24 protein-coding genes and 3 pseudogenes are annotated in these 24,975 nt (G+C 57.6%); 11 read left to right on the top strand and 16 right to left on the bottom strand.

Annotated features, from left to right (window positions below; genetic code table 11):
• From AC0QUY_RS36615 to AC0QUY_RS36595, 5 genes and pseudogenes are all read right to left on the bottom strand, one after another.
• A pseudogene (locus AC0QUY_RS36615) lies at window positions 1–181 on the bottom strand (transposase); the annotation flags it as partial.
• Between the two features lie 198 nt (window positions 182–379).
• Window positions 380–769, bottom strand: a complete 390-nt coding sequence (locus tag AC0QUY_RS36610) for a putative quinol monooxygenase (RefSeq protein WP_161849297.1) — start codon at window positions 767–769, stop codon at window positions 380–382.
• 685 nt (window positions 770–1,454) lie between these two features.
• Window positions 1,455–1,712: a hypothetical protein gene (locus tag AC0QUY_RS36605; protein WP_161849296.1), complete on the bottom strand. Its 258-nt coding sequence runs from the start codon at window positions 1,710–1,712 to the stop codon at window positions 1,455–1,457.
• Between the two features lie 683 nt (window positions 1,713–2,395).
• Window positions 2,396–2,759, bottom strand: a pseudogene (locus AC0QUY_RS36600) (SOS response-associated peptidase family protein); the annotation flags it as partial.
• A 34-nt stretch (window positions 2,760–2,793) separates the two neighbouring features.
• Window positions 2,794–3,000: a hypothetical protein gene (locus tag AC0QUY_RS36595; protein WP_161849295.1), complete on the bottom strand. Its 207-nt coding sequence runs from the start codon at window positions 2,998–3,000 to the stop codon at window positions 2,794–2,796.
• Window positions 3,001–3,373: 373 nt separating this feature from the next.
• Between AC0QUY_RS36595 and AC0QUY_RS36590 the strand changes: the two genes are divergently transcribed.
• The 3 genes from AC0QUY_RS36590 (at window position 3,374) to AC0QUY_RS36580 (ending at window position 5,119) form a co-directional block, all read left to right on the top strand.
• Window positions 3,374–3,553: a hypothetical protein gene (locus tag AC0QUY_RS36590; protein WP_246738367.1), complete on the top strand. Its 180-nt coding sequence runs from the start codon at window positions 3,374–3,376 to the stop codon at window positions 3,551–3,553.
• A 307-nt stretch (window positions 3,554–3,860) separates the two neighbouring features.
• On the top strand, window positions 3,861–4,616 hold the full coding sequence (locus tag AC0QUY_RS36585) for an outer membrane protein (protein ID WP_161849293.1): 756 nt from the start codon (window positions 3,861–3,863) through the stop codon (window positions 4,614–4,616).
• A gap of 251 nt (window positions 4,617–4,867) precedes the next feature.
• The gene (locus tag AC0QUY_RS36580; protein ID WP_161849292.1) at window positions 4,868–5,119 is read left to right on the top strand and encodes a hypothetical protein; all 252 of its coding nucleotides are present in this window, start codon (window positions 4,868–4,870) and stop codon (window positions 5,117–5,119) included.
• Between the two features lie 85 nt (window positions 5,120–5,204).
• Here AC0QUY_RS36580 and AC0QUY_RS36575 read toward each other — a convergent pair whose 3' ends face one another.
• From AC0QUY_RS36575 to AC0QUY_RS36565, 3 genes are all read right to left on the bottom strand, one after another.
• Entirely contained in the window at window positions 5,205–5,732 is a 528-nt protein-coding gene (locus AC0QUY_RS36575; RefSeq protein ID WP_161849291.1) for a DUF1269 domain-containing protein, read from the bottom strand.
• A gap of 63 nt (window positions 5,733–5,795) precedes the next feature.
• Window positions 5,796–6,233, bottom strand: a complete 438-nt coding sequence (locus tag AC0QUY_RS36570; protein WP_161849290.1) for a Spy/CpxP family protein refolding chaperone — start codon at window positions 6,231–6,233, stop codon at window positions 5,796–5,798.
• A 321-nt stretch (window positions 6,234–6,554) separates the two neighbouring features.
• Window positions 6,555–7,007 carry a hypothetical protein gene (locus AC0QUY_RS36565; protein ID WP_161849289.1) on the bottom strand — a complete coding sequence of 151 codons (453 nt, stop codon included), beginning with the start codon at window positions 7,005–7,007 and terminating at the stop codon, window positions 6,555–6,557.
• 220 nt (window positions 7,008–7,227) lie between these two features.
• Here AC0QUY_RS36565 and AC0QUY_RS36560 point away from each other — a divergent pair, with 220 nt between their 5' ends.
• Window positions 7,228–7,593: a hypothetical protein gene (locus tag AC0QUY_RS36560; RefSeq protein WP_475390866.1), complete on the top strand. Its 366-nt coding sequence runs from the start codon at window positions 7,228–7,230 to the stop codon at window positions 7,591–7,593.
• Between the two features lie 238 nt (window positions 7,594–7,831).
• Window positions 7,832–8,095 (top strand): hypothetical protein, encoded by a 264-nt coding sequence (locus AC0QUY_RS36555; RefSeq protein ID WP_161849288.1) that lies wholly within the window; start codon window positions 7,832–7,834, stop codon window positions 8,093–8,095.
• Window positions 8,096–8,305: 210 nt separating this feature from the next.
• On the opposite strand, the gene AC0QUY_RS36550 is transcribed toward AC0QUY_RS36555, so the two are convergent.
• Both AC0QUY_RS36550 and AC0QUY_RS36545 read right to left on the bottom strand, forming a co-directional pair.
• Window positions 8,306–9,103 carry a bestrophin-like domain gene (locus tag AC0QUY_RS36550; protein WP_475390864.1) on the bottom strand — a complete coding sequence of 266 codons (798 nt, stop codon included), beginning with the start codon at window positions 9,101–9,103 and terminating at the stop codon, window positions 8,306–8,308.
• A 398-nt stretch (window positions 9,104–9,501) separates the two neighbouring features.
• A complete protein-coding gene (locus AC0QUY_RS36545) occupies window positions 9,502–10,149 on the bottom strand; it encodes a response regulator transcription factor (RefSeq protein ID WP_371419352.1) in 648 nt (215 codons plus the stop codon).
• 279 nt (window positions 10,150–10,428) lie between these two features.
• Between AC0QUY_RS36545 and AC0QUY_RS36540 the strand changes: the two are divergent.
• From AC0QUY_RS36540 to AC0QUY_RS36525, 4 genes and pseudogenes are all read left to right on the top strand, one after another.
• Window positions 10,429–10,542, top strand: a pseudogene (locus AC0QUY_RS36540) (non-homologous end-joining DNA ligase); the annotation flags it as partial.
• A gap of 208 nt (window positions 10,543–10,750) precedes the next feature.
• Window positions 10,751–11,068, top strand: coding sequence for a helix-turn-helix domain-containing protein (locus AC0QUY_RS36535; RefSeq protein WP_475390862.1), 318 nt, complete (start codon window positions 10,751–10,753; stop codon window positions 11,066–11,068).
• A gap of 704 nt (window positions 11,069–11,772) precedes the next feature.
• A complete protein-coding gene (locus AC0QUY_RS36530; RefSeq protein ID WP_161849285.1) occupies window positions 11,773–11,991 on the top strand; it encodes a hypothetical protein in 219 nt (72 codons plus the stop codon).
• 142 nt (window positions 11,992–12,133) lie between these two features.
• The gene (locus AC0QUY_RS36525) at window positions 12,134–12,307 is read left to right on the top strand and encodes a hypothetical protein (protein ID WP_202639156.1); all 174 of its coding nucleotides are present in this window, start codon (window positions 12,134–12,136) and stop codon (window positions 12,305–12,307) included.
• A gap of 955 nt (window positions 12,308–13,262) precedes the next feature.
• On the opposite strand, the gene AC0QUY_RS36520 is transcribed toward AC0QUY_RS36525, so the two are convergent.
• The 3 genes from AC0QUY_RS36520 to AC0QUY_RS36510 all read right to left on the bottom strand — a co-directional run bounded on the left by AC0QUY_RS36520 (window position 13,263) and on the right by AC0QUY_RS36510 (window position 16,576).
• Window positions 13,263–13,706, bottom strand: coding sequence for a pentapeptide repeat-containing protein (locus AC0QUY_RS36520; RefSeq protein ID WP_161849284.1), 444 nt, complete (start codon window positions 13,704–13,706; stop codon window positions 13,263–13,265).
• Between the two features lie 308 nt (window positions 13,707–14,014).
• Window positions 14,015–15,235, bottom strand: coding sequence for a glycosyltransferase (locus tag AC0QUY_RS36515; RefSeq protein ID WP_161849283.1), 1,221 nt, complete (start codon window positions 15,233–15,235; stop codon window positions 14,015–14,017).
• Window positions 15,236–15,244: 9 nt separating this feature from the next.
• Window positions 15,245–16,576, bottom strand: a complete 1,332-nt coding sequence (locus AC0QUY_RS36510; protein ID WP_161849282.1) for a hypothetical protein — start codon at window positions 16,574–16,576, stop codon at window positions 15,245–15,247.
• A 341-nt stretch (window positions 16,577–16,917) separates the two neighbouring features.
• On the opposite strand from AC0QUY_RS36510, the gene AC0QUY_RS36505 reads away from it, so the two are divergent.
• Window positions 16,918–18,261, top strand: a complete 1,344-nt coding sequence (locus tag AC0QUY_RS36505) for a polysaccharide biosynthesis/export family protein (RefSeq protein ID WP_161849281.1) — start codon at window positions 16,918–16,920, stop codon at window positions 18,259–18,261.
• Here AC0QUY_RS36505 and AC0QUY_RS36500 read toward each other — a convergent pair.
• The 3 genes from AC0QUY_RS36500 to AC0QUY_RS36490 all read right to left on the bottom strand — a co-directional run bounded on the left by AC0QUY_RS36500 (window position 18,231) and on the right by AC0QUY_RS36490 (window position 22,783).
• Window positions 18,231–20,114, bottom strand: coding sequence for an AAA family ATPase (locus AC0QUY_RS36500; RefSeq protein ID WP_475390859.1), 1,884 nt, complete (start codon window positions 20,112–20,114; stop codon window positions 18,231–18,233). The genes AC0QUY_RS36505 and AC0QUY_RS36500 overlap by 31 nt on opposite strands.
• Before the next feature lie 11 nt (window positions 20,115–20,125).
• Complete coding sequence (locus tag AC0QUY_RS36495; protein WP_161849279.1) at window positions 20,126–21,673, bottom strand: pectate lyase family protein; 1,548 nt, start codon at window positions 21,671–21,673, stop codon at window positions 20,126–20,128.
• A 105-nt stretch (window positions 21,674–21,778) separates the two neighbouring features.
• Window positions 21,779–22,783, bottom strand: a complete 1,005-nt coding sequence (locus AC0QUY_RS36490) for a glycosyltransferase family 2 protein (protein ID WP_202639155.1) — start codon at window positions 22,781–22,783, stop codon at window positions 21,779–21,781.
• A 222-nt stretch (window positions 22,784–23,005) separates the two neighbouring features.
• Here AC0QUY_RS36490 and asnB point away from each other — a divergent pair, with 222 nt between their 5' ends.
• A complete protein-coding gene (asnB, locus tag AC0QUY_RS36485) occupies window positions 23,006–24,928 on the top strand; it encodes an asparagine synthase (glutamine-hydrolyzing) (RefSeq protein WP_161849278.1) in 1,923 nt (640 codons plus the stop codon).
• The last annotated feature ends 47 nt before the right edge of the window (window positions 24,929–24,975 follow it).

The raw sequence follows: 24,975 nt of genomic DNA, 5'->3' as shown, positions 1-24,975 counted from the left end.
TCAGTTCGGGATCGATCGAAGGTCGTCCGATGTTGCTGTAGAACGGCGCCAGCTCCCGTCGCAGGTCCTCAAGCTCTACGAACCTATCGATCGACCGGAGTAGGTGGTCGGCCGGGATGTGCCTTTCAAGCGAGAACTAATAGAACAACGCAGCTTGTTCGATTTGCCGATGCCCCATCATGACCTTCAGTCCTGCCAATTAGACAGACTGAATCACTGATATCTCTGCGTCGCAACAGCCGCCTTTTTCAACACAATCGGCCAGAAGCTGACTCAGGCTGAGCCCCGAACTAGCTGCAAACTAGCGCGCGAAGTGCCTAGCATTACAGACGAATGGATCGCGGGATGACTCGCAAACATTTGTGACAATCGAACAAGCTCACCTTCGCTTGACGCCAAGCAGGATAGGTACCGTCTCGCGAAGCTTTAGTGATTTCACAATGTCCTGAGTGGCGGTCTTGTACTTTTTGAAATGAGCCGTTTCAAGATGCGTTTTGTATGCTTCCACGTCCGTGTATATCTCAAAGACGGTGATGTGCGCCGGATTCTCCTTGTCGGCGACGGAATACAAGGCCAACACACCTGGTTCGATCCGGAGGGCCGCTTCGATCTGTTCCTTGACTGCGGCCTGGTAAGCCTCCAACTGGACCGGATCGATTTCGATCTCGGCCACTCGCACGTAGGGTTCTTTACCGCCCTGACCGTAGCTGGGCCCCCCTGTCATCGTCAGCATTACGGCACTCAGCACGAGAAGTTGCCTGAATTCCATGTCAATCTCCTTGCATTCTCCAAGCGCTTGCGGCCGCGACCGTTCCCGCCGCCCACGGATATCTCGGACCAAGGTCGCTGCCAACGTGTATCCTGTAATGCAGCCCACACGGCGCCTCTTGGCGTAGGGCTTCACATAGGCCGGTGGCATCCATCGCACCGTATGGCCCAATGCCTCAGTTCTGCTAGAGCTGATTTACGATTTGGGTCACAAGCGGCGGTGAGGAATTGCGCATGCCATGCGGTCCCCTGCTGAGACCCGACATGACGAATGCTTTAGCGTTGTTCGGCTACGGACCAAGGGCGGTCATTCGAGATTGGATGACCGAAGTCGTGTCCTGGAAGGGGGGTGACGCGAGCAGCGATGACCTCCGCCATCTCGACGTTGCTCTCGACGAGCGGCGAGGTTGCACTCGTTAGTAAACCCGAGCGCGAGGGCAATGGCGACGCCGGTCACCCTTAGGCCAAGGGTCGGATGTTCGTGATAAGCCCGAGCGAGTGGACCGCCTTTGATGTCGAACCAATCCTCCAGTCATGCGGTGGCCGACCGGATCGCTCGTCAGAGCAACGACGGGGATAGGTCGATTTTGCGCGGCGGGTAGATGCGGTCCATGCAGAGGCCGAAGCGCTACCACGTCACCCGCGAACGTGTGATGTGATGCGTTGAATGGCGATAGAGCTTTTGATCAGCCTGGGCGGATCAGGTGCGCGAGCATGGCGGTGCAAGCGATCTCGGCCTCGACAAGCGTCATAAAGGGAGAGCCGCCGACCTTTATGGCGCATCGGCTTTGGTGGATCGGGCGCCAAGATGCCAGGTAACCATGGCGTCCGCGGAGGCCGGGACCGCTGCAAGTTTCAAAGCTGATCACAAAGGAGAAGCCGTTGCTTGTCGCACTCCATATATGCAGGTCCTCGACGAGACCGCTGACGCGGTTGAATTGCATGACAATCCCACACGAGCCCCCATCAGGAGGAAACAGCACTTCGCTGATTCGGAAAATGCAGTTCTGCTGACCTAACGTTGTTTGCCCCAGAGTGGCCACAGCGCAGGCTCGTCGTCTAATTTCTTGAACGACTACTGCCCAAACAATTGTCCATCACTGAGTTGAAAACATGCGTCAAGCGATAAGAGCCGTCGTCCGCACGGATTTTGCGCCCAAACGAAAAGGACCACCGGAACGACCGATGGTCCTCAAAGCCTTGCGGCCTTCGTGTCGCATGTATGTTGCCAGTTAGCTGCGGACAGACTGGCGGCTGCCGCAGGGTTGACCCTCGCTTTGCACTGGCCGTTTGGACTCTGACCTTTGGACCCTTTGCCGTTGAGACGTCGGTCCCGTCGGACGCCTGTCACCCTTGGCTTTGGTCGTTATCGGTACTCGTCACTGTTGGCGCGGGATGGTGCGAGAAACCAGTCAATCAACCGAAGAAGCCAACGCTAGATAAAAGCGCCAGTTCCATCATTAAGACCACCAGGGCACAACTTTGTTTAGGCTGGGCAAATTTGGTTTGAAACTTTTCGGGGCATGCATGCCGACGCAGGCTAACGATGTCTGTTTATAGGGGGTAGAGCGGAAGTCGTCGGTACGTGGCCAAATCGAACGCTCGACTTAAACAGTCGACGTAACGTTCATGCGACAGCCTTGTCTTCTTTGTCCGCACCACGCATCACGATCTTCAAGGCGTCATCGGGCAGAGGACGCTGTAACGTCTTCGCTTCGTCCCACGGCGTGCGCATCCAGACATCGCGCTCTTCATCGGTCGTCACGATCACCGGCATCGCCTTCGGTTGGATAGGCTCGACGATGGCGTTAGGTGATGTCGTCAGAAAGCCATAGACCGTGCGGCCCCGCTATCGGCTTCGACTTGGTGCTGCCTTCCCCGTTGTAGGTCGTCCACATGCCCGCGAAGGCGAACAATGGACGGTCCTCGTTGAGGTCGAACCAGACCACATCCCTTTTCTTGGTTTCCGTTTCGGATCGGGGCGCGTATTCGTCGACCCGACTGAAACCAGCGCAGGGAAACTAGTCAGTCGATTGGCATGAGCCGTTCGTCCCACTGCGCCGCAAGGTTCTTGATCTGCTCGAAATTCAGGATCGCCGGTTCACTCTCGCGGACGATTGTTGTCCGCTTGCGTTCCTTGGGCAGCAACGTCATCGCGCGCAATACGGCCGCGCGCAGTTTCATCGAGCCGTGATCTGTCAGGGTGACGAACTCTTCGGGGTCAAGGGCCATGGGTCCACGCCTACACTACCGGCTGGCCCGCAAGCCAGCACACGCGCCCCGAATGCCCAACTCTCCAGATAATCCAACTTGGTTAATAGCTAGTTATCGTTCGGCTCTGTCATTCTGAATTGGCGCGCGCGGTACACCCGTACTTGCACCTCGACCTATGCGCCGCCCGATTTCAAATGGTTGGCTTAAAGGAGACGGCTGCCGTCAAGCTCACAGTTGCATGCCGGGAGGCGTCGCGACGGTGCCCGGCGGGCAGTGGCACGCGAAGTCTATCAGCAACGTCCTGGGGCAAGCAGGCGTTTTGAATGCCTGAACGGCTGGTGCTCCGCTGTTAGGTGAAAATGAGCTAAGCTATTTGCATGGAGGAGTGCCGATGGCCGATCCGAGAGACGTGATCTACGCCGCGATCCATTCCGCGTTTGTCAAATATCCCAAGGAAGATGATCCCGCTTCGCACGATCATTGGATACAACCGGAAGAGGCCGCTCACCTGACCAAGGTGGTTATGACGGAGCTTGAGACCAACGGGTTCGAGATCGTGAAGCGGAAATAGGTGTAGGCGTTACCTCGGGCGCACCTGGAGCGGTTGACCGACACCAAGTTGATGCGCGCATCGCGATGGCTGGACACGCTGCGGAAAGCTTTCCGCCGTTCACCCGCCTACTATCCGTTGGGTCGCGCTGACATGAAGGAGGTCAATCCACAGTTCTGACACGCGTCTGCCTTGTTTCAAAAACGGACTGTTGCCGGCAAGTCACGCCATTTCCGGGAAAATCATGCAAACTTACTTACAGTTGTAATTCGGAAGTGCACTTCAACTTGGTGGTCGCGACAAGGCGACGGGGGATGGAGAAATTACGATGAAGAAGTTTTTACTGGGGACTATCGGGTTGCTTGCTCTCGGGATGGGCTCTCCCGCTTCGGCCGCTGATATGGCCGTCAAGGCACCGCCACCCGCGCCGCTTCCGGTGATCTACAACTGGGGCGGCTTCTACATCGGCGCCAACGGCGGCTGGGGTCAGAGCCGCAACTGCTGGGATTTTGTTAACACGGTGGTTGGCACCTTCGCTGAGGGCTGCCACGAGCGGTCCGGCGGCGTCGTCGGCGGCCAGATCGGTTATCGCTGGCAAGCCAATCAGTGGGTGTTTGGCCTGGAAGCCCAGGGCGATTGGGCGGATCTCAGCCATACGCGCGTCAGCCTGTTCGATCCTACGCTCTCCCTTCGCACCAAAACCGATGGCATCGGCCTCTTTACCGGCCAGATCGGCTACGCCTGGAATCAAGTGCTGCTGTACGTAAAGGGCGGCGCGGCGGTGACCAGCAACCGCTTTAGCATCCTCGACAACCTTAACTTCGGCGCTGAACTGGCCTCGGCAAGCTCGACCCGCTGGGGCGGCGTCGTGGGTGTCGGATTTGAGTACGGCTTTGCACCGAACTGGTCGGTCGGCGTTGAATACGACCACCTGTTCATGGGCGATGCCAATAATACGTTTACGATTGTCGCACCTTTTGCCGCTGTGCTCAACAACCGGGTCAGCCAGGACGTGGATATGGTCACCTTGCGCATCAACTACCGCTTCGGCGGTTACGGCGCACCGGTCGCAGCGAGATACTGACCTCGCGTTATTTCGACTTCTCCAGCAAACTAGGTCGGCAGAAATGCCGACCTTTTTGTTGGAGGTTACATGTCTGAGAAATCCGTCAGGTCCGCGACACGCCCACAATCGAACAACGGCAGGTCGCTGCCGATTGCATAAATCAAGCGCTTGAGAAGTCGGACATCGCCGAAATTTGTCACGCCATTGCCGCCGCCACCCGGCCTGCACGCAACGCTACGTCCCGCCGTCGGGCGGTTCCGGCTGATGGCTTGTCGATTGCCGGCCGTCCTTCCGGCGCCCGCCTGCCGGCGGCGATCGATGCCTTGAGCCCGATTGCCGATGCCCTGGGCACGATCGCCGACATTGGGCCGGTTCGTTCCCTGACCCAGCCCCTGGCGGCCGCCACCTGGACGCTGGTTGGGATTGCCGAATCTCTGCTGGAGGTTCGCATTGTTGTAGCGCGCGCCCTGGCGATGCGCCGGATTTGTGCTGCCAGTGCTCGACGCGGGCGCCGCGGTTGATGGGCTGCCGCCCCAGTAACCGCCGCGGCCCCAATAACCGCCCGTCGCCCAGCGGCGCGGTCGCCGGCTGGCGGTCGCAAGCGTTTCAAACGCGCGGCAAATCAGGAGGCGAAGCCGGTACCGCCGCTTTGACCTCTGCCAGAGCCGCTTGCAAGGCGGCTTCCTTAGTGTGGTCGAGAGAAGTCTTTAGCACCGCGCCGCCTTCGCCTTTGAGCCTCTCAAGAACCTTGTCTGCCGTGACTTTGCGCACCAGTACGAAGAGTGCTGCGGTTCCAGGTTGAATGGCAGCAGCGGTCTCCTTCATCCATTTGTCGTCAATGCCGACATCCGTCAAATATCCGCCGAGCGTGCCGGACGCTGCGCCAAGGGCAGCGCCAGCCAGCGGCATCAAAAAGATCAGGCCAATCAGCGCGCCCCAAAAGGTGCCAGTAACCGCACCAGCAGCCGTGGTATTGATCAGTTGATTTAGCTTGATGTTTCCGTTGCTGTCCTTCACCGCAACCACGGCATCGCCGAGTTCGATCAGATAGTCCTTCTGCATGGTCAGCAATTTCTGACGAACTTCCTCTGCCTTCGCCTCGGTTGGGAATGCAATCACGACAAGATCACTCATCAGTTCTGCTCCTCTACTCGAACGAGAAAATCTTCTTCCAGTTTCTTCGTTCTAGTCGGGCCTTTATTTCTTGCCCCACCAGTCGAATATTCCGCCGATGCGCCCGCCAGTGTCGAACGCTTTCTTCTGCTTCGCGTCCAGGCTGTCATAAAACGCCTGAAGCTTGGGCTCGACTGCCTTCAGGCCGGAAAGCCTGGTCTCCGCCATCTTTGCGGCGAACGCCATTCGGCCCGGCGTCGTAGAAAGATCTTTGTCAGCGCATAGCAACTTCTTCGCAGAAGCGTCGGCAGACGCAGAAGCACCAGTCAAATCTTTCAGCGCCGCTTTTTGAGGATCGGTGAGTTTAAGCCGCCTCGCTAGGCCATCGGTGTTGGCAACGGGCGTCGCCCCGCCGCTGCAAATCGCCCTTGCAAATCTCGTCTCAAGCCACGAGCCTTGGGCGCGCGCTGGCGTCGTCGCAAAGGCCAGAATGGCAAGGAAAATCAGGATTGCTGAATGCATGACAGACCTCCAGCCAGACATCGGCCCTAAACAACGATATCCTCGGCCCGACGCCAACTTCGTTGATCTAGATCAGTTGATTGTCATGAAGCGCAGCTGAAAGCGGTGAACATCGCAAGCTGCCCGAGCTAGCTTAACAGCTCACGCGAGCTTGTGCGGAGCAGTTGACAGACAACTGATGTCCGCCGTGGGTCAAAAATCGGAAGAACTTGCTTTGAGCACACTTGGTCTGCTGTGCTCCCGGAGGCGACATACGGTTTCGTGGCAATCCATATCGTCAGACCTGTTGCTCTAACGGCGGTTCGCCGACCACATCGGCCATCACGCTGCAGGCTTCGGCTCACGCCTGACCTGAAACACCACCTGATCGATCTTGCGCCTCACCACCATGTCGCGGCTGCACCGCGCCGCCATGCCGCTCAGATGCGTGAGAACGACCCCGGCAAGGGTGTCGATCAACTCATCAACGTCCGCCCGCCGGACCAGTTCTCGCTTCTTCTCCATCAACCGCAGTTGCAGCATCTCAGTCTTGGCCTTGACGTGATCAGCGTCGGCCTCCGCGCGCGGCGATTGCTGCCGCTTGCGCCGCAAGTATCGCAGATAGGCAACGCGGCTCTGGTCGAGCGCAAAGCCGTCACCTTGCCGCTGGATGACGCCTTCGGCTTCGAGTTTGGCGATGTAGGTTCGGCTGCAAGGTGCAGCGCCAGTGCCGACGAGCTCACGGTCGCAGGCTGGGCGACGTGACGGGCAACCAACGCTGACGGTCTCAGCCATCGTGTTCGTTCCTGTTGCGTCGCGGCAAGATACTCCGATTGCTTGCAGCATCCGCGTGAATGGGCGGTGATCGAGCAGTCGTTCACGTAGATGAACGTGAGGTTTGTTTGATCCAGGTCAAGGGCGCGAAGCTCCCGCGCGCGAGGCTTCAACTGACCCGCGGTTCGGTGCGATGTGCAGGTGTCCGCGGCTTCCCTATCTCGAAGAAGGAGAACTCCTAATGTTGCGTCGAATTTTCATCGCTTCGGCAGCCGCAGCCTTGCTGCTGGTCACCTTCACTCCCGATGACGCGTTCGCCCGACGCGGCGGTGGTATGCGCGCTGGAGGCTTCCACGGCGGTGGCGCTGTCGCAGTTCGAGGACCCCGGGGCGGCGCTGTCGCTGCTCGTGGATATCGGGGTGGCGCGGTCGCTGTGCGCGGCGGGCGCTACGGCTATCGCGGCTACGGCTATCGCGGCTACGGTGTCGGCGCGGCGGCGGTGGGCGCGGCCGCGGTCGGCGCAGCCGCGGCGGGGGCCTACCGCGGCGGCTGCGGCTACGACACCTACGGCAACTGGGTTTGCCCAAACCGGTACTATCCGTACTGAGTGGCGCGACGCCGTTGGCCGATGGGGCGCGAAGCCGATGATGAGGTCATCGGCATAGCGCACAATGACCATGTCGCCGGTGGCCATAGTGCCGTCGGCAACGCGTTGGCCTGGTGCAGATCGAGTTGGCACATCGCGTCATTCCCAGCGCTGCGGAACGTGCCATGCCTGGACTTGCCCCTGGAGCAGACGTTCAGAGGCGCTCCGCGCAAGTCGTCGTTACACCGTGGAGTATGCGATGTGGGTTCTGATGTACGTCTTTTCCTACTCCGTCAGCCCAGCCGCCTCCAATGATAGGGCGGAATGGAGGCTCCTTCCGACCGTGGTGTTTCAGGAGTTCTCCAACGAAGAACGATGCAGGGCGGCTAAATCGGCGCTTGAAGAAAGTTTAAGGGATGCCGGAGCCAAGCTGAGAAGTGGCCTGGAAGACTTGAAGACCATCGGCAAGGCCGATCCGGCCCAGATTATCATTGCCTACAATGTGGAATGTCTTCCGAAATAAAGCCAAGCAACCACCGTCCATTTCATCACCTCGATGATATTGCATCGCGCCATTCGCTGCGCTGCCGTTGGCGTGCCGGCACGCGTGCAACCGCACCACGGATTTTCTCGCACCAGATATCCTCAATATGTGGGGTCGCGCGGTCCCGGCAGGTGCGCCACGGGCCGAAGGACCCACTTGCGGTGACAGTTTCAGGCCAGCCGAAGCGCGTTATCGCATTTGATCGTAGGCGTCGGCGAGGAAATGATCGAAACTCTCGATCCGGATGAGGCCGAGACGCGGATATTCCATATCGGTCACGATGTAGAGCGCGACGGTCAGGGTTCCTGCAAAGAGCAACATGTGTATCCAGCTGTGCCCTGCGCTCGCGGCCATACCGAACCCGGCAAGCAGTGAGCAGCCAAGACCAAGGCCAAACAACATAAAGTAGACGATCTGTGGCGGATGTTTTTCGGCGGCACCTGCACGCAGGCGCGCGACTTCAAAGAGACTATTTAGCGCCGGAAGAGATAGAGCGCATGCAGGTCGATAGTTCGGCTGCGGGCAAGCCGCCACCGCCGCGTCCCACAACTGGTTCTTGAGTTCGAGCACCTTTTTTTCTTGCTGGTCCGAGAAATCTTCCGCCCGCTGGAGCAGCAAGAAATCATGCGCCATGCGGTATAGATCGATCCGGGCGCGGACGTATTCTTTGAGGCCGGTCTGAAGCCTGCGCGCATCGTCTCCGCCGAAAAGGCTCAGTCTGTCATATGCGGTGGTGGCCGCCGTCGCTTCCTGAATGACCAGCTGTCGGCGATCATCGAAGCGTTGCAGCGCACCTGAGATGGTGAATGCGAGCAGCAGACCCATTAAGCCGAAAATTGAGCCTTCAACGGTCGCTAACCCTCCGAGGCCCTCGCTGCCGCTCCGCTTGCGATGCTGCAAGCCGAGCTGCTGACCCAAACGTAGCAAGATGAGCGAGCCGGCAAAAAATAAGACGGCAATGGCCACGGCAAACAACATGAAGATCATTCTTGATCTCCGTTCCAGAATGGCCCGCCTCACGCCGCCAAGTGTGGCAACAAATTATGCAATCACTTGGGCAGATCATTTCAGCCTTTTACGACGTAAACTCAGCGCCAACGGAGTGAGGGCGCCACGTTGGCCAGATGCTGCGATGGCGTGAAAGGTTATCGCCACTGGCCTAAAATTAATTGTCCGATCCAATTGACTCTCGCTACATGCGGCGTAGCCTCATCGGCGGATCGCGGGCAAGGCTTCCCACGCCAGCAGAGCCAGAGCGGGTCGCTCCCGCCAGCGCCAGTCGAAGTGGGCCGGTTCCACGCGTAAGGTGCACCAGACGGCGCTGGCGACAGCGCCGTTTCTGCATTTTGGGACGACTCCTTGGCTGGTCAGCACCGAGCGCGGTCTTAGCTAGTCTGCCCCGCGTCGGACGCAAGGATGCTGACGCGCTCGGCCAGCAAAACAAGCTCTGGCAGAGATCGAGCCTGCATCTTCGTCATCACGAAATGGCGGTGCGCCTTCATGGTGCGTTCGGTCGCGCCCAAGACGTTGGCGATCTCTTTGTTAGTTTTGCCACGAATGACAAGTTCAAACACTTGCCGCTCGCGCGGCGTCAACGTTGCAATGCGGGAGAGAATGAGGGCGCGGGTCTGCTTCAGGTTAAGCACCGCGCGGTGATGGGCGATGGCTCGTTCGACGGCTGGAAGAAGCTGGTCCGATGATACGGGCTTGATCAAAAAATCCTCTCCGCCAGCCTTCATGGTCTTCACTGTAGTCGCAATATCAGTGTAGCCGGAGAGGAATATGATGGGGAGCGTCGAACCGAGTTCTGACAACCGCTGTTGCAGCTCTGGCCCGCTCATTCCCGGAAGCCGCACGTCAAGAAGGATGCAGCTCGGTATGTCGTCGCTCGGCAAACGATCCAGGAAATGCTGGGCCAAAGGATAAGTGGAGACCTCATATCCGAATTGCTTCAACAGGCCTTCAATTGCTTTGCGGAAGTTCGCATTGTCTTCGACAATATGTACAAACATCGAACCGACCTTCACCTCCACTGCCTTCCTCCCACCCACGACAATAGGATGACGCTCTACATCCCACGGGGTCAACCCGGGATCGGTGAGCGCTGAGGTTAGAAAAACGGGACCCTCGAACCGCCGGAAGAGATGGTCTCACCCATAAGGGTGAAGGGTTCACAACAAAATACGCGGAACCTCAGCGGGGCGAATGAACAAGGTGTGACGTGACGGACGGTGCTGCTAGGTCTGTCGCCGAGCCGCTCGTCCTGATCCGTGGCGCAAGGTTGAACGAGGCAGCAGGGTGGCGCGAAGGCGACATGGGTAGAGCCTCAGTTCTTTGCCGACGTTGAATACAGAAACATCACATCGGAAGGATTGCTGCGGGCGAGTTCTTTCAAGGGGCTGACCAAGGGAACGCAGCGGACTTGATATCGTCGTCATTCCGGCAGAAGGCTCCGTAGAAGAGCGGTGCGCGCCGACGCATCGGCAAGTAGCATCGCGCATCAGTTTGCTGGCATTGCGCTCACAACCTGATCTTGGTTGACCTTAGCAGGCAGCAAACAATAAAAAATGAGACTGTTATAGAATCTATACTGTTCACTTTTGAACCTCTGCATACTCTTTTTTCGGAGGAGCCATGCATGATTTTCCAAAGCTCGCTGCGCAGGTAAGAGGCGCACGTGCACTTCTTGGTTGGTCTCAATCCTACTTGGCAGAGGGTATCAGTGTTCGTCGTGTGATAATCGCTGATCTCGAAAGCTGCAAACGCGAACCACAGGCGTCGACATTATCCGCCTTGATAACGGAACTGAGCGCCGCAGGCATCGTCTTCACGGAAACAGGTGTCGAGCTTCTGGAATGGCCGCCGAGACCCTACGTACCAACCGGGTGCGCAACAATAAAGAAGCGCGCGAGGAGACGGTGGTGTTCTAGGACGCAGCAGGCGATTAGTTGAACGAGCCACTGAATTTGCGATGCGGTTGAGGCGCGGCTCTCCTTGCATACCAAAACCTAACATTTGTTGTGTTGCTCCCAAACCATCACCGCGCGGCCGTGGCCTTGCCCGGTGTAGGAACATTTCAGTTGAGGCTCTGTTTTTCCTTGCATGACCGACACCGACCTCTTTGAGCAGTCTTTCAATATTGCTTGGAGCGTCCTTGAGAGGACGGGTGAACTCGGCGAACCCAACGACACCTCGCGATTTCTGTTCGACAGCATCGCTTGCATGATGAGACGCGGCGAGCGGCGCAGGCTGCTGCTGTCAAATTCTGCGATCGATGCATACCGGCGTCGTCCGGTTAGGCTCGTTCGATGATTGATCCTGACTGCAAGGTCAACCATCCGCAGCGTGCCTGGGCAGAAGGGTTGGGATGTCAGTGTGGGGCAGGAATGCCCTGTGACTGTGTTCGCGCTGATGGCCTCGAAGGGCCTGACGTTAGTCAGGTACTACAAGAACGACCAACAGCAAGTCATGAGCACCCACCACGCCGTCTTCGCGTTCCATCTTCAGACTGATGATGCCGGTTGGCGTGTTGGCCTTAGCAAAACGCAGCAAGCTCGAGAAGGGTTAGGGTTCCTTCCGTAGTTCTCTGGCCGTGAACGGAGTTCCAGTGCTATAAGAGGGGTCTGGTTTTGTTTGCGTCGGCTGAGGGCGGGACAATGCCAATCAATCGGTTATTGAAAAACAAGCGCACGCCGGAAGAAATCGAGCTTTTGAACAAAGCCTTCAACCACGCTCTAAACTTGCTGGGCGTGGTTGATCGCAATGACCCGCTTTGCGATATGGTCGCTCGCAAGGTTATCGAGGTCGGCGCGACAGGCATTAGCGAGCCGCGAGAGATCGCGGAAATGACCGTGGCACGGATTGGCCTACGGTAAGGCCGCCCAGTTGGCGGCTTCTTTCTCATGGAATGCTAAGCAGGCGGGCAAAATTGAGCGATCGAGCTGCTTTCTAATTCCCCTGCGATGGTCCCCGACGCCGGGCGACGTATATGATCGGTTGCCGCCGAGGTGAGGGTCTATGCAGGACATGAAGGCCAGCGCGGAGAAGCTGCGCGCCGAAGCCGACTTTGCCGAACAGATCGCGAGAAGCGCGACGGATCGGCAGAAGCGCGAGCTTTACGAGCGCCTCGCCGCCCATTTTAGACAACTCGCTGGCGATATTGAAAAGATGATGGCGGACCGGTCAGAGTAAGGACCGCTCAGTTGGCGGCCACATCGCGACGAAACACAAAGGCAATCGCGATTTGTATCGCGGGATCGAATACTCCGTTGTGCAGGGCATCGTACGCCACCATTGGAAGTAGGTCGCAACCGTCTCCGGGACCAAGATATCCGGATATGGCAGCACGCGGGGCGAGGCGATTGGTAACGCGGAAAAAGCCATCGAGCGCTCTCTCCAGAGGCAACGCTTCAAGCCGGATTTAGATGGAGAAGATCGATGATCATTAGCAGAAATACCGCTGCACGAGCTGCATTAGTATTCGCAGCAGTCTCGGTTGGTGGTGCCGCTGTCGCTCAGGGCGCCCCGCCGGCAAAGAAGCCAATGGTCGGAGGAAAGTCGATTGTCCAAGCGAAGCCGCGTGCGCCAAATGGGATGCAAACTGGTAGGGACTGTCAGGGGCACCAAGAGTTGAGCGGGTGAGTGTGTTGGGGCATCCGAACTTAGGGGCACTACGCCCGCTGAAGAACTCTCATCACCTCCCGCGGTCGCTCCCAACGAAAAGAAATAATAGAACCCATCAGCCCCGCAGGTGTGCTCGCGCCTACAGCACCGACTGGAGAAATCGTGTCGCAAGGTAGACGCCAACCGCGGCGACGAATGTGATGCCAATCGCGATGGCCGTGTTTCGGACGACGCGGCCTTCATAAGTCTTTCTCGGATGCCCTCGAAAAATGGATGTCGCATCTTGCCTTCCGCTGACTTCGCCCGGTACTCGATTCCCGCCACGGCATGATCCATGTCCGCAAATACGCCGATAGCGACCAAATTCCGCATCGCTACGGAATGACGCGATGGGCCAGACTGAGACATTCACTCGGACCAACTTGTCGGCGCGCAAGCTAGCCGGGATATCAAGGGCGATTTCGGCGCATCTTTTCGCATCGTCCATAAAGAGTGGCGCAATCTTCTACGTCCGCGCGTAGTCTTATAATCCCGACTGAACGAGAATCATTCCTGAAGCATCTGGTCTGAAGCCTTCAGGAAATTGTGTGCGCTCGTCGTACTCGGCTCCATTCAACACGGCTCCTGTTAAATCTGCACCTCGTAGATCGGCTCCCTGAAGCGGCGTTGAACCGCCAAGATTGCTCAAACCAAGATTAGCCCCCGTCAATTTCGCTCCCCGCAGGTTCGCTTCCTTCAAGTCAGCCCCGCAAAGCAGGGCATTTGAAAGATCGGCATCACTCAGATTTGCTCTGAATAGAATGACCCAGTAGAGGTCGGCATCGCGCAGGTTTGCGCCTTCAAGATTTGCATCACTAAGTTCTCTACCCTCCAAATTCGCGCATGCGAGATTTGCACCTGGCAGCTCTATTGGGTCCCAGATCGCTTCCTGATTTCGGATGGTAAGTAAGGATTTCGACACCATCATGGTGGCGAATTTTCCTCATGGTGCTGCTACTCCGCTTATGAGAATTGCGGGGAATTATCGACACGACTAGCGCTCCCGGCAATTCGTTTTGGGATGGCGCCAGATGTTCATTAGTGATCTGGCAATCCCTGCCACTCGATTCTGGACAATGGATCCCCGGTTCCACTGAAGCATGGGCGAAGAAGCTTATGGCCAACTGGTCGGATCTTCGAGCGAGCTGACAAGCGAATTGCTAAACGGCTTTCTCACCGGCCTAGTATCGGGCACTGAAAGCGCGGCGACCGATGCACTAACGGTGACTTGCGAGTTCATGAGCCGAACTTCCTTTTTCTTTGGACAAACGGTATGACGGTTTCTGCAAAACTCGAGGGCAGCAGCCGTTTCGATACTTCGATACTCGCGTTCGGAACGCGGTCGAGCCATTTCTCGGATCCGGAAAACCTCCTCATGGCGTCTGCCAGCGCCTCGAAGTTGCCGGTCGGCACGACAAATCCGTTGATGTCTTGCTGCACGAATACGTCTCCGGCTCCGCATTCATCGCTGCAGATTACTCCGAGACCAGCTGCAGCGGCCTCCTGGATCACGACACCCCACGGCTCCAGAACACTGGGGAGGACGAGGCACGCCGCTTCCGCGAGCACGTCAGGCAGTTGGTTCGCCTGGACAAATCCGACGTCTTGTATTCCAGGAACTCCAGAAAAGAGATGTTTGAGGGGCCCGTCGCCGGCAACAATGAGGGGCCAGGGTTGCGAGCTGTTGCACCTATACAATCGATACGCCTCCACCAGGATCGAAACGCCCTTCACAGGCGCATAACGGCCCACAAATAGGAAGTTCTTTCGTTCGCCGGGATGTCGCCCGGGCGCCAGCGTGTGCCAATCACACACAGCAAAGCCCTCACAAATGTCGTCCGGACGAAAGCCCATTTTAAGCGCGAAGGTCATCTGTCTCGTCTGGCGTGCCGCGGGACTTCCTTGACCGTCGACATACTTGGGACCGGAGAGGAGGGCACCATCAAATAACGAGTGGAAAAAGTATCGCCGCAGGGCCCGCCCCCCCAACTGTTTCAGGTAGAGTGGAAACTCTCTCTTGCTCAGCAGAGCACCCAGATGGCCGCGCCATTGGCTATCGAAACACACGATGCGCACGGTCCTTCCGGCCCACCGCTTCATTAACTCGCGGTAGGCAGGCCTGCGCCATGACAGAACGATGATTCCATCTGGCTCGAATTCATGTAGGGCTTGGTCGAGAGCGTCGACGTCTATTTCAGCGGCGTAGGTCAATTCAGACTCGACCGGCCCGAAGCTCTCCTCGGCAAATCTGTATTGGTCTTTCAGACTGCCGACATGTCCCCGCTGACGCGCACGAAAAACTACCACGTGATGCTCGGACCGAAGGTACTGCACGGTCGCATCGATATAACCGGTCCAGTATGCCCAAAGGAATGCGAGTCGGAGGGGCCGACAACCATTATGCGCACATCGTCCGGCGATCTCTGCAGCGGCATTTCTGTGCATGTCGCGCTCCATTATCTCGTTCTAAACCGCCAGCTGGCTGTAAGCGCTCAACCGATTGGGAGGCTTCATGAACAGCCGCCGGCCGACCTGCCTGCGTCGCGAAGCGTCGTCCCAATGAGTCGTGAGAGCGGCGATGACAAACAGCGGCGCCCAAGCGGGCACAATCACGATGCCTCCCATGGTCTGCCCCATAAGTGTCGCCCCGAGCAACACGAAGCCAATTTCGCGCACGCCCAATTGTGCCAACGCAAATGCCACGATGGAGGCGATGATGGCGCCGCCTAAGATGCCAAATGAAATCCAAAACTGCCAGAACGAGTTTGTGAGTAAGTGACTTGTCTTTCCCTCACTGAAGTTGATGGCCATGCCCGGAACGCTGGCGACGTCCGCCTCATAGGCTCCCGCTAACATGTTTTCGATGACGGGCGAAAACGCATCCATGGCGTAAGGAGTCATTTCTGCGTCACCTCCCAATCCGAAACCAAAGAAAGGACTGTGGTCGACCATGCTTGACGCAAGCCGATATGGTCCAATCTGGCGAGAATAGAAGCTATCTCCCGTGACTATGTCCTCGATCAATCCTCCGAACGCATTGGAGGCATATGCAAGCAGCGAAGTCGAGGCGACGACCAGCACGAAACAGGCAAATAGTGATGCCGATTTGATTAATCGCACGCCAGGGTTGGCGCTTCTTCTTAATTGATAAACGATCAACCCGATCACGGTGACAGTGACAGCATAGAATATGGTGGGCGAGCGAATCACAAAAATCGCAGCTGCGGTCAGCAGTGCAGCGACAACCAGCCGTCTAAACCCACACTTGTCCGGATCGGCGAGTAACCACCCACACAGCGATAGGCCCCAGAAAATACCTACCAGCGAAGGTTCGGACGAAAAAGCGCTCGGCCGCACGGCGCCGTAGAGCTCAAGATCTCGTATCGTGTCATCGTAGTACTGCTGATGAATCATCGAGCGAACGGCGTCGACAAATGGTCGTAAACCGAAGTGCACCTCCAATGTCGCGACGATCAGCACGACGACCGCCAAATACATGAACAGGCGGGAAACCGTTCGCGATGGTAACGCGGATAGCCCAAGAAAAAGGCCGTAGTTCGCTATGAACGCCACGTACATCTGGACTAGCGAGAGTAGGCGACGTGACGGGGCAACCGCATACGGGATCGACAAAGCAAAAAATGCGACGGTAGCGATCAATAATAGAAAGGCAGCAATAACCACCCCTATCGAGACACGCCGCCACTCGAGACAAATCAGAGCGAGAGACGTGGCGAAAGCCGCAACATAGGGGAACAGAAGGCGTCCTGAGGCGGAAAGATGGATTGACAGGAACACCGAGAGTAGCGTGGCAACGCATAGAAATGTGCGAAGGCGCGTCCCGACGAGACGCGCGGTTGTTGTGCGTAGTTGCGCTGGAGCGTGCATGTGCCTTCCGGTATACATTGGTACCGGCCCGCCCAAGCGGCGGTCGCGTGCCGCCGGCTGAAGGAATCCCAGCTGCGATCAATAAACGGAGGCGTTGTCGGTCGGTTCCTTTGTCCCGAGGCAGCTTGCGCGGGGCCGGCGACCTTTGAAGTCGAGTTCCAAATTGACCCAATGGGAACTGCGGCGCAGGAACTCCGGGGCAGCGGGCTCGTTGTAGCAACCATCATTCCCGGGCCACGCTGGAGGGCAGGATGAACGCAATGAATTTGCGCCTGTTTGGGTCCGCTCGGCAACTCCTGATGCTTATCGCCGTTCTGCTCGCCCCAATCGCTGCACACGCCGAATACCTTCTGGCACCCGGCGACGTGCTTGAGATCGAGGTGGTGGGCCTTCGTGATTTTCGGCACCGGGTGATGATCGATCTGAATGGTCAAGCCTCATTTCCATTGATCGGAGACATCAAGGCGGCAGGCGTGAGCGTGGGCGAATTGCGGAGGCAAGTAAAATCCATACTTTCAACCAAGGCCTTTCGTTCTCGGCAACTAGATCAGCAGGGGCGTTCGGTGTCACTGGACCAGGTGGTCACCGTTTCTCCCGATGAGGTTATTCTGAACGTGGCGGAGTATCGGCCGATATACGTCAATGGCGACGTGGCCAATCCAGGGACACAGGCCTACCGCCCAGGAATGACTGTGCGCCAAGCCATCGCGCTCGCAGGCGGCTTTGATACAATGCGGTTTCGGGGACGGGACCCTTTTCTGGATTCGTCGGATTTTCGCGGTGATTACTACGAACTGTGGACGGAATTTGCCAAGGTGCGGGCACAGGCCGACCGCTTCCAAGCCGAGCTCGACGGTAAGAGCGCGCTCGGGCAACCGAAGCTGGATGATCTGCCGCTCCCATCGGCGGTGACTTCAAGGATAGCAGATGTCGAAGCACAGCGGCTCAGCGTCGACAATTCCGATCATCAAAAAGAGAAGCAATATCTAACCGATGCCGTTCAGCAGGAGGATGGGCAAATAGCCACGCTTCAGCGTCAACGAGAGACGGAGCAGAAGGACGCTGACGGTGACGCTGCTGAGTACAGTCAACTGCAGGCCAATTTCAGTAAAGGGCTCGTGCCAATGACGCGACTTTCGGAGACGCGCAGACAGACGCTGTTTTCAGCCACTCGGGTACTTCAGACGACCGCGCTGATAAACCAGGTACAGCGTCACCGCAGCGAATTCGCCAGACGATTGGAGCGCGTGGATGACCAGAGACGGGACAGTCTGCTAGGAAAACTGCAGGACGCCAACGTTCGCCTCGCCACGATCCGGGCTCGACTCCAAGCGGTCGGCGACAAATTGTTTTATGCCGGAGTGGTGCGATCCCAACTCGCCCGCGGAACCGGTGGCGACCCGGTGATCAAGGTGCACAGAAATGACAACGACACGTCGGGCAACATCGCTGCCGATGAAGGTACCAGACTGATGCCGGGCGACGTTGTTGAGGTGCGGCTACGGCTGGAAGGTCTGCCCAAGTTTACCGATTCTGGATCGCCCGCGCCGGCGCCCGACGAAGATCAAAAGGAACCCGTCGGAGCACGGAAGTAGCACTCGCCTTTGTGATGGGGCGTATAGTGGTGCATCAAGCCAAGGTCGGTCTTGTTCAAAACCGCACCGAGCAACTTGCGATGCACCCCTTGGACCGACGCCAAAGCGCATTGTACCGTCTCGGTCGAGGTCTTGCCCCATTCCAGCACGAGGACGTAGGCATCGATCGTCACGATTGAAGCCCGAATATCGGTAGATGACTCGAGGGAAGGCAAATCAACAACAATATAATCGTATTGACGTCGAAGCGCTTCAAACATCGTGCGGACATTCTTAGATGCCAAGAATTCCATCGGCTCGAACGGCTCGGGCATTTCCAGCAGGGGGAAGAAATGCATCTTGCTCGCATCATCGGTCCGGAGCACTTCCTCCCCGCTGCCGCACTGCAGGGCCAAGTCGCACCAGCCCTTCGAGGCACGCGGTGTCATCGAGCGTGACAGCGTCCTCTTGCGGAAGTCCATATCAAGAAGAAGAACTTTGCGTCCTGCACGCGAAAGGAGCTGCGCGAAATTCGCACCGACGGTCGACTTGCCTTCCTCCTCCAGCGCGGACGTAAATCCGACAATCCTCGACGGCTGTTCCGGAAGGAGAAGATCGCAGGATAGCTTTAACGAACGGATGGTTTCAGCGAAATGCGATGCCGGATTCTTCAACACATACGCGAAGAGGGCCGAGTGTATGAGCTGAGGGGCCGCCAACCTGCTCCGAAACCGCTCCAAGAACCGCTCAGCCAGAGGCCATTTTCGAATCCATTCGAGCCGACTAAGACGGTCGATCTTCAGGCGCTCTGCAACATGCCCGGGCGTTCGGAACGTCCGAAACCGCTCGCTCAAGGCTAAAGATCGCTTGGGAGGTCGAATCCATTCGAGCGCTCCAAGACAGTCGATCTTCAGGCGCTCTGCAACGTGCTCGGGCGTCCGGAAAGTCCGATCCGATAGTTCTGCCCAGGCCGCAATCCCAAGACCGATGCAGAGCCCGCCGAATACGGCAATCGGCAGCACCAACAGGGCATTCGGTCTGCTCTTGAATGCCGGCGGCAAAGCTGGACTTACGACTTGACCCGCGGTGAACTGGAACGACCGCTGCTGACCGGCTTCGGCGTACCGATCGAGAAAGCTGTCATAGAGCCTTCGATACGTCCTTGCATTTGCCCGAAGCTCGCTTAGCTTTGCCTGCTCCTCGATTTCATTCTTCGCTTGAAACTCCTGGACTAGCTTCTCCGCATCGGCTGCCTTCTTCTGCAGGTCTCGGAGGCGAGCTTCCAGCCAATTGGCTGCGCTCTCCGCGGCTTGAGACGTGGAATTGATCCGATTTTCGATGTATGCGGTGGCGACGGCATTCGCTATTCGTGCGGCTTGCTGGGGATCAGAATCGGTAAAGTTGATCTTGATGACCGATGAAAGGCCAACTCGCGACACAGACAGATTTCGTCGCAGGACGCGCATGGCCTCCTGTTCGGGAGTCAGACGTGAGGTCCCTGCGCTTATAAAAGCCGCGTTTTCCGCCAGTTGAAGACGTTTGACAACTGACAGTACGATTGCATCTGACTTCAGAATCTCGACTTGGCTATCGATCGTTTTAGAATCGACGGAATTGTCGCTGCTCACGGGTTCGGACTGAACTGGGCGGATGTGCGGCTTTTCAATGTACAGAACGGCTTCTGCCGTGAAGCGGGGCGTCGCGAACAGGAGATAGGCGAGGGACGATGCGACGGCTAGGCCAAGAAGTGTCAGGATCAGTCGGAGGTTGCGGCGGAGGAATGCGGTACTGGACGTAAGCATTTCGGCCGCCGAACTAGCGGGCGGTTGTTCCACGTCGCCGAGAAGAACTGCCGACTTGTCAGGTTGCAACATCTGGGGCGCTCCTAGATGTTCGCAATCACGAGGTTGAAAAGCGCGTTCTTGGGGCCAGCAAACGCCTGATCCGTCGAGAGCTCGAAGTGGACACGATCGCCGGGCGTTACACGATAATCCGAATGTTTGGTGTTTTTGACGACGGCTGCAGCCTTCAGGCCGCCGGCTCCCGACGTTATGGCGAGCTTCATCGCTCCGGAATCGAGCGGCAGTCCGTTCTTGAAGAGCTCCAGTTCTATCTGCCCAGCCGTTACTTCCGCATCCAAGCTGAGCTCGATCGCCCATATCCAACCGGCAGCTCCCACGGCCTGGCCATTGATCGCGCTAGGTGAGTCGTTTGGCACGCGGTCCATGCGCGACGTCAGACTGTTCTTGTAAAAGCGCAGCACTTCCGAGGTTGCGAATGTGACGGCTGCCAGATCAGGGTTGTTCAAGAGAAGAACGTGGGGAGAAATGATATCCGCAACACTGCGAAACTGAATTCGTGCGTCCTGTGTAGTGGCCACCGTGAGCGCTCCCGACTTGTGCCTGGTTGCAACCTCCTGATAGCCGTCGATTATCACTTGCGCGCCGTCGTGCGCGTGAAAGACGGAATGAGCCTGCTTGGTGTCGATGGTCGTAAACCGCATCTCGACGCCCTGAATACGGTAGCTGCATTGTTGACCCGGCCCGTTACCGCTCAGATCAAAAATCACGTTTCGTGGACCGTCCGCTATTGTGCATTCCTCCATGCGCCACGCGCGCACATTGACTTCTGTCGTTCCGGCCCAGCAGACGAGCTGAGGCCCGCGGCCGAAGTTGATCTCGACGTTGTCAATGTTGACGCTTGAACAACCCGCCAGGTGAATGAGTTCCTCTTTCGCCGCATACCGAAGGGCGTAGAGATGCGAGATCAGGATATTTGGCATCCCTTCGACAGGGTTGGTCTTCAAGCGGACAGCCGCGCCACTCGCCGAATAACCGCTAAACAGGCGCGAAAAAACACAGCCCCATATGTTCAGACGGCGATTAGATGCCTGCATTTCGCGAGTTGAGATGAGCCGACAACCATTGGAATTTTCGCAATTGTCGATCTGAAAATCCGCATACCCTCCGTCGTCAAACAGGAACATGTTGGATTCGTTATTCGCAATGCCTTGATTGCGCGTCCACGCGGCCTTCAGGTTGCTTACGCTGAAGGAGCGATTAGTCGTATCTCGATAATCGTGGCCATGGCTGGAAAACAGGAAGATGGGCTTGTTGTCGGCGGTTTGTGTGATCTTGACTCGCCCCGCCTCTCCCGAAATCGCCCAATCGTGCTTGCCATGCGGAATGGGTAGGGAGTCGGAAATTAGATAAGATTTGGGCGTACCGGGAACGACCAACTGCATCTTGTTGTTGCAGGCATAATCGATCGCCCGCTGAAACGCACTTGTATCATCGTTTACGCCATCGCCGACCGCACCGAATCTCCGAACGTCCAGACGCGCTTCAATGCTTCCGGCTACTTTTTCCTTCGCGCGAGCCGATCCGAAAAAGCCGCTCGAAGCGCCTAAGATGAGCAAGTTGCGGCGGTTCATCTCATCTCTCCTGGCGTTCCCATTGTACCCGGCGAGCAGGCGCGAACTTTGAGTTGCAACCGCGGCTCTTCGTTCGAACTTAAACAATCGTCCGGGCAATCCGACCTAAGCGCTCCGGTGCGATCTGCTCTTCCAAGGAGGTCCGACATCCAGCCCCTGCGCGTCCCGCAAGTGTTTGATGAATGACTCCAGTCCATCCGCAGCGATCATCCGACGGGCCTCGTAGAGCTTGGCGTCCACCAGAAAAAGATTCCAAAACGCCTGCAGGAAGCAAAAGACGAGACCTTGCTGCCCGTCGAGGAATCCCAGTCGAAACACGTATCGATACAGGTAGTATGCAAAGGCACGCAGATAGGGCGGGAGAGCTGGATATATCTTGGTCTTGACCTTGTGGTAGATGACTTGCCGGCCGGACATCTTGCCGCTAACTGCATGCTGCGACAGCCCCAGTTCGAGTTCGCGGTCGAGCAGGTCGATCACCCTGCGGCTTGAATACTTGTTGTGTTTTTCTGTCCACCAGGTCAGGTCGTGCAAATTCTCGTCGATCAAGTCGCCCGGGCAGTACTCCACCTGGCCGTGCTTGACGACGCAGTATTCATCTATCCAGCGCTGTTCCACCTGGCCTAATCCCGTCCGCCAGATTTTCAGGACTCTCATCGGGTAGAAGCCCCCGTGGCGAATCGGGCGCCCGAGAAATACGACCATCCGGTCAACGTAAAAGCCGGAGACCGATATGGGCGCGCGAGGAAGGACTTTCGTCATCGATGCTGCGAGTCCTGTCGAGATGTATTCATCTGCGTCAACACGCATGACCCAACTCGTGTCGATCGGCAGGTTGTCGAGCGCCCATTGAAATTGATCGGCTTGATTTTTGAATTTCCGTTGCATCACTTCAGCGCCGAGGCCGCGGGCGATCTCGACCGTCGCGTCTGTCGAAAACGAATCGACGACATAAATTCGTGATGCGACAGGTTTGAGGCTTCGAATGCAGCGCTCTATGTGCAGCTCTTCCTCGAAAGTCAGGATGATCGCTGTGAGCGACAGTCCGGAGGACCAATCGGTATCTCTTGCAGCCACCTTCGCGGATTCGCGAGCGCCAATATCGGCCACATCCGTCTCCCGCAAGTCAGAGGAAGCTGGCCCTAAACGCGATTGACGGCGGCAGGTTCCTACGAGGTAAACCCTCGATCCAATTCGGAACCCATTCGAACCTATGTTTATCGGACCCAACCAGACCGGTGGCGGAAATGGAACGCCATCGCGGATCATTTGTTCGGGACGCCGATTGCGCGGACCATTTGCTCGGGACGCCGGTGAGAGGATGATCCTCGTATGTGCGGTATTGCAGGCTTCGTCGGCCCCTGGAGCGACCGGCTGCTCGATGCGATGCTTGATCGGATCAATCATCGTGGCCCGGACGGCAGCGCCACTTGGCGGGATTGGGACGCGAGTTTCGCGGTCGGCCACGCCCGCCTGTCAATCATTGATCTGAGTGCTGCCGCCAACCAGCCGATGCATACGGTTGATGGACGTTACGTCATCTCATTCAACGGCGAGATCTATAATTTCAAGCAGTTGCGTCGTGAACTCGAGAGCGCCGGTGTCGTATTTCGCACCAAGAGCGATACAGAGGTGCTTCTTTGTCTGTTTGAACGGCAGGGCCGGTCCTGCCTCCGTCGACTGAATGGAATTTTCGCATTCGCAGTCTGGGATCGGGCATTGCGGAATCTCTTCATTGCTCGCGACCATCTCGGCGTCAAACCCTTGTACTATGCGGCGCTGCCTCACGGGTTTCTGTTTGCATCAGAACTCAAGGCACTGACGGTGTGTCCGGATGTGGCCCGCGACATCGACGTTGGATGCGTGGCAAACCACCTCGCGTTCGTCTGGTCATCGTCTGCTTCCACCATGCTCAAGTCTGTTCGGAAGCTGCGACCTGGACATTGCGCCTGGATTGACGCGAACGCCCGGCTGACGATTGAGCGATACTACGACATTCCACTCCCGCCCCCGCGCAGCGAGCGAGTGGAGCCGGCGGCTTTGCTGACGATGTTCGATCGCGTCGTGGCGGATCAGATGGTCGCCGACGTTTCCGTCGGCGCGTGTTTGTCCGGAGGCGTTGATTCCAGCGCCGTTGTGGCGTCGATGTGCAGAGCGACGGATCCCTCTCGCGTCGTCACATTCTGTGCAAGCGTGTCGAAGGACCGCACACATGCCGATAATTTCGGAGACGATATTGTCCATGCACGCGATATGGCAAAGAGGCTGGAGGTGCCCCTGGTCGAAGTGCCGACTACGGCGCAGCTAGTTGAACAGCTTCCCCAAATGCTCTGGGATTTGGATGAGCCGACCGGCGACTTTGCCGCCCTCCAGACCCGGATGATTGCTGCAGAAGCGAGGCGACATGGCATCAAGGTCTTGCTGACGGGCACCGGAGGAGATGATCTGTTCACGGGATACGGCCGGCATGTGGCAGCATTCATCTGGGCAACGCTCGATCAGCTACCTTATGCTCGTCGGCTCACCTCGTACCTGATCAGCGGGTTTCCCAGCAATTCCGTGCTCGGTCGTCGGCTCGGCCGCCTTGGTCAGATGTTGAGCTGGAGCGAGGACGAGATGCTGACGGAAGCCATGAGCTTCTCGAACTGGCCGGCGGAAGAGCGGGCCTTGCTTCTGGCGAAAGCATCGGGCCAGTCACTGGACGGCCAGAGCGCTCCGTTCGGCCGACTGCTGGGCGAGACGCGCGCGTTGCATCCGGTGGACCGACTACTGCAGTTGGATCTTCACGGATTCGTGCCGGATCTCAATCTCAACTACACCGACAAGATGGGCATGCAGGAGGGCGTCGAGTTTCGCGTGCCTCTGCTTGACGTCCGGCTTGTCGCGTTTGCGATGCGAGTTCCGGTCTCACAAAAGATCGGTCTCTGGCAAACGAAGCGGATCTTGCGAAAGGCCATGGCAGCCCGGTTGAACCGCGCTGTTCTGCATCGCGCGAAGCAGGGTTTTGGCGTCCCTCTCAGGGCCTGGATGGCCGGTCCTGGACGTGAGCTGGCTGCGGAAATGACATCGCCGCGCGTCGTCGCAGCAAGGGGCCTGTTCGATCCTGCCGCCGTCGCCCGATTGCGCAAGGCGTTCGATCAAAATCGGAACGACGTGGCGTTCATCCTCTTCACGCTCGTATGCATTGAAATCTGGTGTCGGCAGCTCAGCTGCAGACCATCGCTAGCGAGCACGGATGCGAGAAATGCTGCCTAGTCGCAAGACAGGCTTCTGAATGTCAGCGCAACGTTCCTTACTGGAGC

The organism is Bradyrhizobium sp. WYCCWR15520 (assembly GCF_056174665.1).
Note: the sequence above shows the minus strand (reverse complement) of the source record. Positions and strands in the feature narration are given on the sequence as shown.